The following is a 12,572-nucleotide window of genomic DNA, read 5'->3' on the forward strand; positions in this document are numbered from 1 at the left end:
GCTCCCAGTAGTAGTGGCCCACCTCGTGGCGCAGGTGGCCCAGCAGGGTGCGGTAAGGCTCGTGCAATTGGCGGCGCACGCGTTCGCGGTGGGCATCGTCGGCTTCAGCGATGTCCAGGGGGATGATGCCGCCGGCATGCCCGGTCACCACCGCCGGGCCGCCCGGCAGGGCACGCAGGAAGTCGAAGGCCAGGCCGTGCTGCGGGTCTTCGCCGATGCGCGAGCGCACCGGCAGTTGCAGTGCCAGCAGCGAGGACACGAGCCGGGCCTTGGCGGCCTCGATGCGCTGCCACAACACCGCGTTGTCGGGCTGGCTCAGGTCCGGGATGGTGCGGTTCAGGCGGCAGGCGCGGCACAGCGGTGTCGGGTCGTGCTCGGGCACGAGCCAGTTGCAGCCGGCCGGTGACTCGAAATTCGCACAGCGGCGAAAGCGCTGCGATGCGCTGCCGTCGGCCAGCTCCCACAACCCGGGGGCTTGAGGGGCCGCACGCAGGGCGAGCACCTGGCCGCCTGAGGGTTCATAGCCCAGCGGGGCGTGGCAGGCCAGGCATTCGCTGTTGCGGAAGAACACCGGGCGATGGCACACACAGCGGTAGGCGCGCAAGGCGCGCGCTCGGCCATGCGGTTTCCAAGCCTGGCCCAGCCGGTCCGACAGGGTGTCGAAGAAGCTTGCCATGGCGGGCCGGACTCAGGTGCTTCAGCGCGCGCGCAGGCCCGCCAGCAGCACCAGCCCCACCACCAGGAAGAGCAGGCCGCTCCAGGCTTCATAGGGCAGGCCCAGCAGGTCGACCGCCGCGTCCATGCACGAGGCCGAGATGCGGAACAAGAAGGGCACGGCGCTTTCCAGGCCCAGGGCACTGATGATGCGGTCGGCCAGCGTGAGGTTGCAGGAGAACTCCTGCGCGGCCACACGGTTTTGGTAAACCGCCGCCGCGATGCCCGAGGCGGCCAGGGCCAGGCCCAGGCCGGCCAAGGCCTGCCGGAGGGCGCGCGCGGGCAGCAGCAGGGCCAGCGCGGCCAGCAACGCCACGGCCAGGAAGATCACCCTTTGCAGGATGCACCAGGGGCACGGCTGCATCTCGAAGACGTACTGCGACACCAGGGCGGCCGCCACGCCACCCAGGCAGAGCACGATGACGGCGCCCAGTGCCGTGTTCAGGGTCAGTCGATTCAAGACGGTGTCCTCACTCCACTTCGGCGATCAGCTCGATCTCGACGCAGGCACCCAGCGGAATCTGCGCCACGCCGAAGGCGCTGCGTGCGTGCGCGCCCCGGTCGCCGAAGACCTGGGCCAGCAGTTCGGAAGCGCCGTTGGTCACGAGATGCTGCTCGGTGAACGTGGGCGTGCTGTTGACCAGGCTCATCAGCTTGACGATGCGCCGGACCTTGTTCAGATCGCCCACGGCGGCCTGCAAGGTGCCCATCAGGTCGATCGCGACGGCGCGCGCGGCGGCCTTGCCTTCTTGCGTGTCGAGGTCTTTGCCGAGCTGGCCCACCCAGGGCTTGCCGTCCTTGCGGGCAATGTGGCCGGACAGGAAGACGAGGTGGCCCGTGCGCACGAAGGGCACGTAGGCGGCCGCAGGCGTGGCCACGGGCGGCAATTCGATGTTCAGGGCTTTGAGCTGGTTGTAAACGGACATGTCGGGGCTCCTTGCGGGACAACAGGCAATCCTACACTTCGCACCATGAGGCGTTCAGGGAGGACGTCGGATGACGAAGAAGCAGGGATGGGGCCTGGCCTGGGCCCTGGTGGGTTATGGCACGGGCACGGTCGGGCAGTTGCATCAGGCCGCGCTGTGGCCGTTGTGGCTGGATGGGGCGGCGATCGCGCTGGCCGGGCTCGGGGCCGCCGTGCTGTGGTGCGGCCGGGCATGCCGCAGCCGGCTGTGGTGCCTGGGGGTGGCGCTCACGGCGGCCTTGCTGGGCTTCGGTCTGACGGAGCTGCGCGCCCATGCGCGCCTGGCCGACCGGCTCGATCCGGCACAGGAGGGCGTGGATCTCGAGCTGGTGGGCCGGGTGGCGGGTCTGCCTCTGTGGCGCGAGGGAAGTGTGCGCTTTGCCTTCGAGGTGCAGGCCGTGCGGCCGGCCTGGGCCCCTGACGGGCAGGCCGCGCGCCGCCCCGAAGAGGTCGGGGTGCCGCAGCGTGTGTTGCTGACTTGGCGCGGGGGGCTGCGCGAGGGCCAGTTGCAGCAGCGGCCGCCGCAGGACCTGACGGCGGGCCAGCGCTGGCAGCTCGTGGTGCGCCTGCGGCAGGTGCACGGCAGCTTCAATCCCCATGGTTTTGATGCGGAGCTGTGGCTTTTCGAGAATGGCTTTGGCGCCACCGGCTACGTGCGCGCGCTGCGCAGTGCGCGCCATCGCAAGCTCGACGAGGCCGACGGGCATCTCGTGGACCGCTGGCGCCAGGCCGTGGCCGAGCGCATCGTCGAGCGCGTGACCGATCCGCGCCAGGCGGGGGTGCTGACGGCGCTGGTGGTGGGCGAGCAGTCGGCGATCGACGAGGCGGACTGGGACCTCTTTCGCATCACCGGCGTGGCCCACCTGATGGCCATCAGTGGCCTGCATGTCACGATGTTCGCTTGGCTCGCGGCGGCGGTGCTGCGCCGGCTGTGGCGGGGGCATCCGGCCTGGATGCTGGCCGTGCCCGCGCCGGTGGCTGCGCGCTGGGGCGGTCTGGTGCTGGCCGTGGCCTACGCGGTGTTCTCCGGCTGGGGCGTGCCGGCGCAGCGCACAGTGTGGATGCTGGCCACGGCGACGGTGCTGGCGCAGCTCGGTCGGCACTGGCCCTGGGGCCTGATGCTGCTGGTGGTGGCCACGGTGGTCGCCGTCGTCGATCCCTGGGCGCTGCTGCAACCGGGCTTCTGGCTGTCCTTCGTCGCGGTGGCGCTGCTGTTGGCCGGCAGCGAACGCGAATGGGTGCAGGCTACGCTGGAGACCGACCCGGGCGGCGCGGCCCGCTGGCGGGGCTGGCTGCGCCGCTCGGTGGGGGCCGGCCTGCGCACCCAGGCCATCGCCACCGTGGGGCTGGCGCCGCTGACGCTGGTGTGCTTCCAGCAGGTCTCGGTTGTGGGTTTCCTGGCCAACCTGGTGGCTGTGCCGGTCGTGACTCTGGGGGTGACACCGCTGGCGCTGCTCGGTGTGGCCTGGGCTGCGCTGTGGGACGTGGCGGCGGCCATCCTCGGGGGGCTCATGGGCGGCCTGGCCTGGCTGGCGGCCTGGCCCCTGGCGCAGTGGGCGACGGCGGCCGCGCCGGCCTGGGCGATGGCCGCCGGTCTGACCGGGGGGGTGCTGGCGGTGCTGCCCCTGCCGCCGGCCCTGCGCCTGCTGGCCCTGGCCCTGTGGCTGCCACTGTGCTGGCCCACGGTGTCGCGCCCGGTGCCAGGGCAGTTCGAGCTGATCGCGCTGGACGTGGGCCAGGGCACGGCGGTGCTGGTGCGCACGGCGCACCATACGTTGGTCTACGACACCGGGCCGGTCTATTCGGACGACGACGATGCGGGTCAGCGCGTGCTGGTGCCAGTGCTGCAGTCGCTGGGCGAGCGGCGGGTGGACCGTCTCGTGCTTTCGCACCGCGACGCCGATCACGTGGGCGGGGCGCGGGCGTTCCTGGCGGCTTATCCGGACACGCCCGTGATGAGTTCGCTGGAACCGGACCACGAACTGCATCGGTGGATGGTGTCGCACACGCCTTGCACGGCCGGCCAGGCCTGGCGGTGGGATGGGGTGGACTTCGAGATCCTGCACCCGGCACCGCAGGACCGTGCCCCACCGCTCAAGCCCAACCAGGTGTCGTGCGTGCTGAAGGTCTCGACCCCGCAGCACCGGGCTTTGCTCACCGGCGACATCGAGCGCCGGGAGGAGGTGCGCCTGGTCCAGACCCAGGCCGAGCGGCTCGCCGCCGACTGGCTGCTCGTTCCGCACCACGGCAGCCGCACCTCGAGCACCGACGACTTCCTGCAGGCCGTGCAGCCGCGTGTGGCGGTGTTCCAGGCGGCGTATCGCAGCCGCTTCGGCCATCCGGCTGCGTCGGTGTGGGCCCGCTATGGTGAACGCGGCATCGAGCGCATCGCCACCCCGACCTGCGGAGCCTACCGCTGGATGGCCGGGCGCGGGCAATGCGAGCGTGACCTGCGCCGACGTTACTGGCACCATGGAGCACCGCGGCCCCAAGGCTTGGACCTGGCCTGGGCCCGGAACTTGCTTTAGATCCAGGCCAAGGGAACCGAGCGATGAGACCCAGCTTCGACGAGATGCATGCCACCAGCGCGACGGTGCGTGACCATTACAAGACCTACGACCGCTGGCTTGCCCGTCAGCCCCGCGACCTGATGCAGGCGCGGCGCCGCGAGGCGGAGATGATCTTCCGCCGCGTGGGCATCACCTTTGCCGTCTATGGTGACAAGGATGAGGACGGTTCGGGCACCGAGCGGCTCATCCCCTTCGACCTGATCCCGCGCATCATTCCCGCGGCCGAATGGCGCGCGCTGGAGCGGGGGCTGGTGCAGCGGGCCACCGCGCTCAACCGTTTCATCCATGACGTCTACCACGACCAGGAGATCCTGCGCGCGGGTGTCGTGCCCGCCGAGCAGGTGCTGCGCAACAGCCAGTACCGTCCCGAGATGCAGGGCGTGGACGTCAGCGGCGGGGTGTATGCGCACATTGCCGGCATCGACATCGTGCGCGCCGCCCAGCCCGACGGCAGCGGCCGCTATTACGTGCTGGAGGACAACCTGCGCGTGCCCAGCGGTGTGAGCTACATGCTCGAGAACCGCAAGATGATGATGCGGCTGTTCCCCGAGCTGTTCAGCGACCATGCCGTGGCCCCGGTGGCCCACTATCCCGATCTGCTGCTCGAGTCGCTGCGCGCCGTCGCGCCGGCCGGCGTGAGCGAGCCCACCGTGGTGGTGCTCACGCCAGGCATGTACAACTCGGCCTACTTCGAGCATGCCTTCCTGGCGCAGCAGATGGGCGTGGAACTGGTCGAGGGGCAGGACCTGTTCGTGAAGGACCGCTATCTGTACATGCGCACGACGCGCGGCCCGCGCCGCGTGGACGTGATCTACCGCCGCGTGGACGACGACTTCCTCGACCCGCTGGCGTTCCGGCCCGACTCGGTGCTGGGCTGCGCGGGCCTGCTCGACGTCTACCGTGCCGGCAATCTGACGGTGGCCAACGCCATCGGCACCGGGATCGCCGATGACAAATCGATCTACCCGTATGTGCCGAAGATGGTGGAGTTCTACCTGGGCGAAAAGCCCCTGCTGGACAACGTGCCCACCTATCTGTGCCGCCAGCCGCAGGACCTGAAGTACGTGCTCGACCACCTGGCCGATCTGGTGGTCAAGGAAGTGCACGGTGCCGGCGGCTACGGCATGCTGGTGGGGCCGGCGGCCACCAAGGCCGAGATCGAGGCCTTCCGGGCGCGACTGCTGGCCGATCCGGCTGGCTACATCGCCCAGCCCACGCTGAGCCTGTCGACCTGCCCGACCTTCGTCGATAGCGGCATCGCGCCGCGCCACATCGACCTGCGCCCCTTCGTGCTGACCGGCCGCACCGTGCAGATGGTGCCGGGCGGCCTCACGCGCGTGGCGCTCGCCGAGGGTTCGCTCGTCGTCAATTCCTCGCAGGGCGGCGGCACCAAGGACACCTGGGTACTGGAGGCCTGACCATGCTTTCCCGAACGGCGGACCACCTCTTCTGGATGGCGCGGTACATGGAGCGGGCGGAGAACACCGCCCGCATGCTCGACGTGAACTACCAGACCCTGCTGATGCCCCGCGGCGCGGCCTCGGCCGAGCAATTGTGGCGCGGGCTGCTGGGCATCTGCGAGCTCACGGGCGACTATGGCGAGCGTTACGGTGCGATCCAATCGCGCCAGGTGATGCACTACATGGTGTGCGACGAGCGCAATCCCTCGAGCATCCTGTCGTGCCTGCGTGCGGCCCGCGAGAACGCCCGTGCGGTGCGCGGCACGCTCACCACCGAGGTCTGGGAGACGCAGAACCAGACCTGGCTGGAGTTCCGGCGGCTGATCGCCGAGGGGCGCTTCGAGCGCGAGCCGGGCGAGGTGTTCGAATGGGTGAAGTTCCGCTCGCACCTGTCGCGGGGCGTGACCCTGGGCACGATGCTGCAGGACGAGGCCTTCCACTTCCTGCGCCTGGGCACCTTCCTGGAGCGCGCGGACAACACGGCGCGGCTGCTGGACGTGAAGTTCCAGGGCATGGACGGCGACTTCTTCGGCAGCCAGGCGGCCCGGGAGCAGGAGTACGACTTCTATCACTGGTCGGCGATCCTGCGGTCGGTGTCGGGCTTCGAGGTCTACCGCAAGGTTTACCGCGACGTGATCCGGCCCGAGAAGGTGGCCGAGCTGCTGATCCTGCGCCCGGACATGCCGCGCTCGCTGGCGGCTTGCGTGGCCGAGGTGGTGTCCAACCTCTCGCATGTGGCCAACGAGCAGTCCGCCGAGACGCGGCGGCGTGCCGGACGGCTGCATGCCGACCTGCAGTACGCCCGCATCGACGAGATCCTGTCCACCGGGCTGCACGCCTACCTGACGCAATTCCTCGACCGCATCGGGGATCTGGGCCGCGGCATCAGCCGCGACTTCCTGGTGCCCATGGCCTGAGGCCGCCGTCGCGGCCGGGAGGACTTGCTCGCCTGCCGAACATGGCTGGGGTGTGATGCAGCGCACGTCCTGCGCCGGCTGGGGGGGCTTCCCACACGAATGCGGGGATTGCCGGGGGTGACCCGGCGACGCATCATGGACACCAGATCAGCAGTCCGAGGTCGCCCATGTTTTCCTTCGCGAGCAAGTCCGGCAAGCCCGCCTCCCGGGCCCCTCAGGCGCTTCGGGAATCGATGGAGAACAGCTTGACGCACCCTACCGGGGCGGTGGCCGAGAAGACCTGGTGGATGGATTCGGCCCACGAGCTCGAAAAGGGGCTGGAGGTGACCGAAATCACCGACCTGCCCGACGATCTGTTCAGTCCGTCCGGCCCGCGCTGACTTGGTGTGCGGCGGCCTCGGTCCGCACGAGCTGCGCCACCGCCGAACCGAGTTCGATGACGGCCATCGCGTAGTAGCTCGACCAGTTGTAGCGCGTGATCGCGTAAAAGTTCGACGTGCCCGCCACGTAGCTGGGCGCGGCGCTGCCGTTTTGCAGCTCCACGAGTGCCAGCAGGCCCGCATGCGCCTGGGCGGCTTCGGGCAGCCAGGCTTGGCGGTCGAGAAACTCCTGCGCCGTGAAGCTGGGCACGATGTCGGGGGCTAGCAACTCGGCGCGCTGGGCCGTGTCCACGGGCGCGCGCACCTCGAAATGGGTCGGCAGTCCGGGCGTCCAGCCGAATTCGGCCAGGTAGTGGGCGACGCTGCCGATCACGTCGGGCACGCTGCCGTGCAGGTCCACCCGGCCGTCGCCGTCGAAATCCACGGCATAGCGGTTCCAACTGCTGGGCATGAACTGCGGCATCCCCAGGGCGCCCGCATAGGAGCCGCGCAGCGAGGCCGGGTCGAGCCCCTCGCTGGCGGCCAGCACGAAGAGTTGGGCCAGTTCCTCGCGGAAGAAGGCACTGCGGTCGCGCCGGCCGGGGGGGAAGTCCAGGCTCAGCGTGGCCAGGGCGTCCAACACCCGGAAGCCGCCCATGTGGCGCCCATACAGCGTCTCCACGCCGATGATGCCCACGACGACCTGCGCAGGCACGCCGTACAGGGCCTCGGCCTTGCGCAGCCAGGCGGCGTGCTCGCGCCAGAACTCGGCGCCGCGGCGCACCCGCTGAGGCTCGATGAAGCGGGCGCGGTAGGCTGTCCAGTCCTTGGCCGTGCCGGCCGGCGGCGGCATGATCAGGCGCTGCACCGCGGCCAGCATCCGGGCCTGGGCCAGATGGCCGCGCACCCATGCCGCATCCAGACCATGGCGCTGGGCGATCTCGTCGGCCAGCGCCATGGCGTCAGCACGGCCGGCATAGGTGGGCGCGGCGCTTTCGGCGGCGGGCCGCTTGGACGGAGCCTGGGCCAACGCGGGGGCGGCCCAGGCCAGGGTGCAGGCCAGGCTCCCGAGGGCGAGGGCTTGGGACAGGCGGGAGGATCGCAGCAGGATGTCAGGCATGGGGCAGGTGTCGGGCATGCCGGCGCAGGCGGCGCAGCAGGGCACCCAAGGCGCCCAGCCCCAGTGTAGTGGGCCCGCGCATCGGCGGCCAGGCCCCGGGGGCATAGCGCAGGGCCTCCATCTCCAGCAGCACGGCCTCCACCGCCTGGGCCGCAGGGCCCCAGCGCTCGCGGGCCCGCCGGGCGAGTTCGCGCGGGGCGGTGGTGTCGTCACTGGCCAGCCCGCGCCGGGCCAGCACGGCGCGCATGCGGCGCAGGGTGGCAAGCCAGGGGTCCACATGGCGTCTTTCCCACCAAGCCCAGGCCGCACCGGCCAGGCTGGCCGTCACGAGCAGGCCCAGCAACACCAGCACCAGGTCTTGCCAGCTTGGCGAGCGCAGACCCAGGTGACGCAGCAGCTCGAGCTGGCGGCCGCGCGAGTGGTTCAGCACCCACTGGTTCCAGGCGGTGTTCAGGGCCTGCCACTGGTGGCGCAGTTGCGCCAGCAGGCCGGGGGTGACGTTGCCCAGGGCCGTGGCCAGCAGGCCGGGCGCGGGGCGCAGCGGGGTGTGCCGCACGATGCGGTCGGGGGCCACGGCGGCGGTGGGATCCAGGCGCACCCAGCCCCGCCCGGGCTGCCAGTACTCCACCCAGGCATGGGCGAAACTGTTGCGCACCAGGTAGTAGCCGTCCACCGGGTTGCGCTCGGCGCCCTGGTAGCCGGTCACGATGCGTGCCGGGATGTCCAGCGCGCGCAACACCACAGTGACGGCGGCGGCGAAATGCTCGCAGAAGCCTTCGCGGCGGTCGAGCCAGAACTCGTCGATCGCATGGCGGCCCTGCGCGTCGCCATAGGCCCCGGGGTTCAGGGTGTAGGTGTAGCCGGCGCTGCGGATGTGGCGCAGCAGGGCCTGGGCCAGGGTGTCGGCATCGGCCTGGGCCAGGCGCGGGTCGCGACGCATCTGCGCCGCCCAGGCCAGGGTGCGCGGGTTGTAGCCCGGAGGCAGCTCCACATAGTGCCGCAGCCCGGCCACCGGCTCCGCGGGGCCGTGCTCGAAGCGCGGATGGGCTGTGGCGCGCAGGCGCAGCCGCTCGTCCAGGGGGCGGCTGGTGGCCCATTGCAAATCGGCACGCTGGCGCAGCCGCAGGTCCTCGGGCAGGCCGGGCGGCAAGCCGGGCGTGAGCTCGGGCATGGGCAGCACGGCCACCCGGGTGGGCTCCAGCGTGATCTCGTAGTCGACCGCACCGGCGGCATCCGCGCGCACCTCGGGGCGCAGCAGGCCGGGCAGGAACAGGCCGGCGGGCAGGGGGCGCCATTCCCGGCCGTCGAACTCACTGAGCACCGGCCCGCGAAAGTACAGGCTCTCGGGCGGTGGTGCCGGACCGAAGAAGCGCAAGGTTATCGCCACGCTGTCGTCCAGGGCCAGCTCGGCCACGCTGCCCAGGCTGAGGCGGTTGGACAGGCCGGTGCGGGCGTCCAGGCCGTCGCCGGGCACGCCCCACAGCGGTGCGATACGGGGGAACAGCAGAAAGAGCACCACCATGATCGGCGCGCCCAGCCCACACATCCTTGCGGCCAGCCCTGCCGCCTGGCGCAGGCTGGGCTGGCCCACCGGCATGTGGGCCAGCACCAAGGCGGTCAGCAGCCCCCAGACGGCGACCACCATCGTCATCGCCACCGGCAGAGCCTGCGAGTACAGGAAATGGGTCAGGACCAGGAAAAAGCCCAGGAAGAACACCACGAAGGCATCGCGCCGCGCCCGCAGCTCCAGCGTCTTCAGGGCCACCAGCACGACCAGCAGGGTCACGCCGGCGTCCTTGCCCAGCAGGGTGCGATGGGTCCAGGCCGTGGCGGCCATGGCCAGCAGCAGCAGCCCCACCATCACCCAGCGTGCCGGCAGCGCGCGGCCGAGCAGAGCCAGGCGGGCGCGCCAGGCGAGCATGGCGGCCGTCAGGCCCGTGCACCACATGGGCAGGTGACCCGCGTGGGGGGCCACCACCCAGGCGATCACGGCCAGCAGGAACAGGGTGTCGCGGGCCTCGCGCGGCAAGCTGCGCAGCCGCGACCAGGGTCCGGCAACGCGGGGTCGGGGGCGGTCGGGTGTCATGACCACAAGGCCAAGCTTTCCAGGCAGGCGCGCTGGTGCGCCGGGCCACTGCCGGGTGGCAGTTCCAGGCCGGGCAGGCGCAGGCCGTAGCGCAGGCCACGCTGCTCGGCTGCCAACACCCAGGCGCACAGACGCGATAGGCGCTGCTCCGCGTCGGGCCCACCGGCGGCCTGCCAGTCCAGCCAGAGTTCAAGCTGGGCGGTGCTGGCGCCTTCACGGCTGACGAGCTGGTCGGTCTTGGCCACCTTCTTCCACACCACGCGGCGGGGAGGGTCGCCCCGGCGGTAGGCGCGCACGCCCTCGGTCTCCACGCCGGACAGGTCCGCGCTGACGGTCGGGCCGCCGGGACGGGCCTCAGGTGTTGGCAGCGCCGCAGGGCGGGGGTCGGGCCGGGGATAGACCAGCACGCGGGCGGCCGGTCGCCACAGCGTCCAGACCTTGAAGATGCCCAGCGGGAAGCGGGTCTCGATGTGCAGTGGCGGCACGTCCAGCCAGCCGCGTCGGGTGGCAGGAAAGCCCAGGTGCACCTGGGCCATGCCGGCGGCGGGCACATCCGTCCAGGCCCAGGCGGGAGGCCGGCGTCCGGGCGCAGCCACCCGCAGCCCGATGCCATGGCGGGGGCGCGGCCGGGTGTGCTGGAGCGTGACCTCGATGCGCGCGTCTTCGCCGGCGAAGCAGGGGGCCGCGGCGCGCAGCGACAGGCCCAGGCCGCGCAGGGTGCCATGGGTCACGTGCATGCTCACCACCGCGGCGCCGGCGAGCAAGAAGGTCAGCAGGTAGCCCAGGTTGAGCTGGTAGTTGATCGAGGCCAGCAGCAGCACCAGCAAGGTCAGTGCGAACAACGCCCCGGGGCGGGTGGGCAGGATGTAGACATTGCGATGGGTGAGCTGCAGGTTGTCGCTGCGCGGATGGCGTAGCGCCCACCAGCGCTGCCATCGTTCGCGCCAGGCCTGAGCGCGCGCCGGCAGGGTCAGGGCGCCCATCGGTGACTCAGGGCAGGGGCACGGCTTCGAGCAGGGCACGCACCTGCTCCACGCGCCCGCGTCCGCTGCCCGGCAGGGGTTGCAGGCGGTGCGCGATGGTCTGCGGCAGGATGGCCTGGACGTCATCGGGGGCCACGTAGTCGCGCTGCGCCAGCAAGGCGCGGGCGCGGGCGGCACGCAGCACGGCCAGGCCTGCGCGCGGGCTCAGGCCTTCGACGAACCAGCGGCCGTCGCGCGTGGCGGCGATGAGATCCTGCAGGTAGTCCAGCAAGGCCGGGGCCACATGCACGGCGCCCACGGCCTGCTGGGCCGCCAGCAGCTCGGCCGGGCTCATCACCGGCTGCAGCCGGGACACCGCCTCGCGGCGGTCCTGCCCGGCCAGCAGCTCGCGTTCGGCCGAGCGGTCCGGGTAGCCCAGGGTGATGCACATCATGAAGCGGTCGAGCTGCGATTCGGGCAGGGCATAGGTGCCGAGCTGGTCGTTCGGGTTTTGTGTGGCGATCACGAAAAAGGGCGAGGGCAGCGGGCGGGTCTCGCCCTCGACGCTGACCTGGTGCTCTTCCATCGCTTCCAGCAGCGCGCTTTGGGTCTTGGGGCCGGCGCGGTTGATCTCGTCGGCCAGCAGCACCTGGGTGAACACCGGGCCGGGGTGGAAGACGAAGGCTTCCTTGCCGCGCTCCCACACGCTCACGCCCACCAGGTCGGTGGGCATCAGGTCGGCGGTGAACTGCACCCGGGCAAAGCGCAGCCCCAGCGACACTGCCAGGGCATGCGCCAGGGTGGTCTTGCCCACGCCGGGCACGTCCTCGATCAGCAGGTGGCCGCCGGCCAGCAGGCAGGCCAAGCCATCGTCCACCTGGGCCGGCTTGCCCACGATGATCGTGTTAATCTGATCGCGCAGCCGCTGAAGCTGGCTGTGCAAGTCGGGAAAGGCCGGCGCATTCATGGCGCGGACCTTACCCGAAAACGCAAAGACCCCAAGGGGACAAGTTCACGATGGCCACCGGCTATTTCAGTCACCCCGACTGCAGGCGCCATGACATGGGGCCCGGTCACCCCGAATGCCCCGAGCGGCTCGCAGCCATTGAAGACCACCTGATCGCCACCGGCCTGGACGTGGCCTTGGAGCGTCGCGAGGCGCCGCTGGCCGACCTGCGCGATGTCCAACGGGCCCACCACGCAGGCTATATTGCCAACCTCAAGGATTTCATGGAGCAGGTGGCGGCCTCGGGGCAGCGGCGTGCCATCGACCTGGACACGGTGGTGGGCCCGCACACCTGGACGGCTGCGCTGCGCGCTGCCGGCGCGGCGGTGGCGGCCACCGACGCGGTGATCGATGGTGAGCTGGACAATGCCTTTTGCGCCGTGCGTCCGCCTGGCCACCACGCCACGCGCAGCC

11 protein-coding genes and 1 pseudogene are annotated in these 12,572 nt (G+C 71.0%); 5 read left to right on the forward strand and 7 right to left on the reverse strand.

Annotated elements, in window-relative coordinates; genetic code table 11:
- The 3 genes from ACK42S_RS07330 to ACK42S_RS07340 all read right to left on the reverse strand — a co-directional run.
- A partial coding sequence (locus ACK42S_RS07330; RefSeq protein WP_409705016.1) for a putative zinc-binding metallopeptidase occupies positions 1 to 676 on the reverse strand: 676 nt, incomplete at its 3' end.
- A 21-nt stretch (positions 677 to 697) separates the two neighbouring features.
- Positions 698 to 1,174 (reverse strand): disulfide bond formation protein B, encoded by a 477-nt coding sequence (locus ACK42S_RS07335; protein WP_409705018.1) that lies wholly within the window; start codon positions 1,172 to 1,174, stop codon positions 698 to 700.
- A gap of 10 nt (positions 1,175 to 1,184) precedes the next feature.
- Positions 1,185 to 1,640 carry a RidA family protein gene (locus ACK42S_RS07340; RefSeq protein ID WP_409705020.1) on the reverse strand — a complete coding sequence of 152 codons (456 nt, stop codon included), beginning with the start codon at positions 1,638 to 1,640 and terminating at the stop codon, positions 1,185 to 1,187.
- A 70-nt stretch (positions 1,641 to 1,710) separates the two neighbouring features.
- On the opposite strand from ACK42S_RS07340, the gene ACK42S_RS07345 reads away from it, so the two are divergent.
- The 4 genes from ACK42S_RS07345 to ACK42S_RS07360 all read left to right on the forward strand — a co-directional run bounded on the left by ACK42S_RS07345 (position 1,711) and on the right by ACK42S_RS07360 (position 7,005).
- The gene (locus ACK42S_RS07345) at positions 1,711 to 4,206 is read left to right on the forward strand and encodes a DNA internalization-related competence protein ComEC/Rec2 (RefSeq protein WP_409705022.1); all 2,496 of its coding nucleotides are present in this window, start codon (positions 1,711 to 1,713) and stop codon (positions 4,204 to 4,206) included.
- A gap of 23 nt (positions 4,207 to 4,229) precedes the next feature.
- A complete protein-coding gene (locus tag ACK42S_RS07350; RefSeq protein ID WP_409705024.1) occupies positions 4,230 to 5,666 on the forward strand; it encodes a circularly permuted type 2 ATP-grasp protein in 1,437 nt (478 codons plus the stop codon).
- A gap of 2 nt (positions 5,667 to 5,668) precedes the next feature.
- On the forward strand, positions 5,669 to 6,625 hold the full coding sequence (locus ACK42S_RS07355; RefSeq protein WP_409705026.1) for an alpha-E domain-containing protein: 957 nt from the start codon (positions 5,669 to 5,671) through the stop codon (positions 6,623 to 6,625).
- A gap of 245 nt (positions 6,626 to 6,870) precedes the next feature.
- Complete coding sequence (locus ACK42S_RS07360; RefSeq protein WP_409705028.1) at positions 6,871 to 7,005, forward strand: hypothetical protein; 135 nt, start codon at positions 6,871 to 6,873, stop codon at positions 7,003 to 7,005.
- Here the strand turns inward: ACK42S_RS07360 and mltB are convergent.
- From mltB to ACK42S_RS07380, 4 genes are read right to left on the reverse strand one after another with little or no spacing between them, the layout of a single operon-like run.
- The gene (gene mltB / locus ACK42S_RS07365) at positions 6,983 to 8,104 is read right to left on the reverse strand and encodes a lytic murein transglycosylase B (protein WP_409705030.1); all 1,122 of its coding nucleotides are present in this window, start codon (positions 8,102 to 8,104) and stop codon (positions 6,983 to 6,985) included. The two genes, ACK42S_RS07360 and mltB, sit on opposite strands and share 23 nt — an antisense overlap.
- The gene (locus ACK42S_RS07370; protein ID WP_409705032.1) at positions 8,097 to 10,190 is read right to left on the reverse strand and encodes a transglutaminaseTgpA domain-containing protein; all 2,094 of its coding nucleotides are present in this window, start codon (positions 10,188 to 10,190) and stop codon (positions 8,097 to 8,099) included. Before ACK42S_RS07370 ends, mltB begins: the two co-directional genes overlap by 8 nt.
- On the reverse strand, positions 10,187 to 11,173 hold the full coding sequence (locus tag ACK42S_RS07375; protein WP_409705034.1) for a DUF58 domain-containing protein: 987 nt from the start codon (positions 11,171 to 11,173) through the stop codon (positions 10,187 to 10,189). Before ACK42S_RS07375 ends, ACK42S_RS07370 begins: the two co-directional genes overlap by 4 nt.
- 7 nt (positions 11,174 to 11,180) lie before the next feature.
- Positions 11,181 to 12,119 carry an AAA family ATPase gene (locus tag ACK42S_RS07380; RefSeq protein ID WP_409705036.1) on the reverse strand — a complete coding sequence of 313 codons (939 nt, stop codon included), beginning with the start codon at positions 12,117 to 12,119 and terminating at the stop codon, positions 11,181 to 11,183.
- A 50-nt stretch (positions 12,120 to 12,169) separates the two neighbouring features.
- On the opposite strand from ACK42S_RS07380, the pseudogene ACK42S_RS07385 reads away from it, so the two are divergent.
- Positions 12,170 to 12,572: pseudogene (locus ACK42S_RS07385) on the forward strand (histone deacetylase family protein); the annotation flags it as partial.

This window comes from Caldimonas sp. (assembly GCF_046289365.1).
Lineage (GTDB): Bacteria > Pseudomonadota > Gammaproteobacteria > Burkholderiales > Burkholderiaceae_C > Caldimonas.

Bases quoted from the DNA above. Each gene is read 5' to 3' on its own strand.
- ACK42S_RS07340 (WP_409705020.1), bottom strand. From the start codon at position 1,640: ATGTCCGTTTACAACCAGCTCAAAGCCCTGAACATCGAATTGCCGCCC.
- ACK42S_RS07345 (WP_409705022.1), top strand. From the start codon at position 1,711: ATGACGAAGAAGCAGGGATGGGGCCTGGCCTGGGCCCTGGTGGGTTAT.
- ACK42S_RS07350 (WP_409705024.1), top strand. From the start codon at position 4,230: ATGAGACCCAGCTTCGACGAGATGCATGCCACCAGCGCGACGGTGCGT.
- ACK42S_RS07355 (WP_409705026.1), top strand. From the start codon at position 5,669: ATGCTTTCCCGAACGGCGGACCACCTCTTCTGGATGGCGCGGTACATG.
- mltB (WP_409705030.1), bottom strand. From the start codon at position 8,104: ATGCCTGACATCCTGCTGCGATCCTCCCGCCTGTCCCAAGCCCTCGCC.
- ACK42S_RS07370 (WP_409705032.1), bottom strand. From the start codon at position 10,190: ATGACACCCGACCGCCCCCGACCCCGCGTTGCCGGACCCTGGTCGCGG.
- ACK42S_RS07375 (WP_409705034.1), bottom strand. From the start codon at position 11,173: ATGGGCGCCCTGACCCTGCCGGCGCGCGCTCAGGCCTGGCGCGAACGA.
- ACK42S_RS07380 (WP_409705036.1), bottom strand. From the start codon at position 12,119: ATGAATGCGCCGGCCTTTCCCGACTTGCACAGCCAGCTTCAGCGGCTG.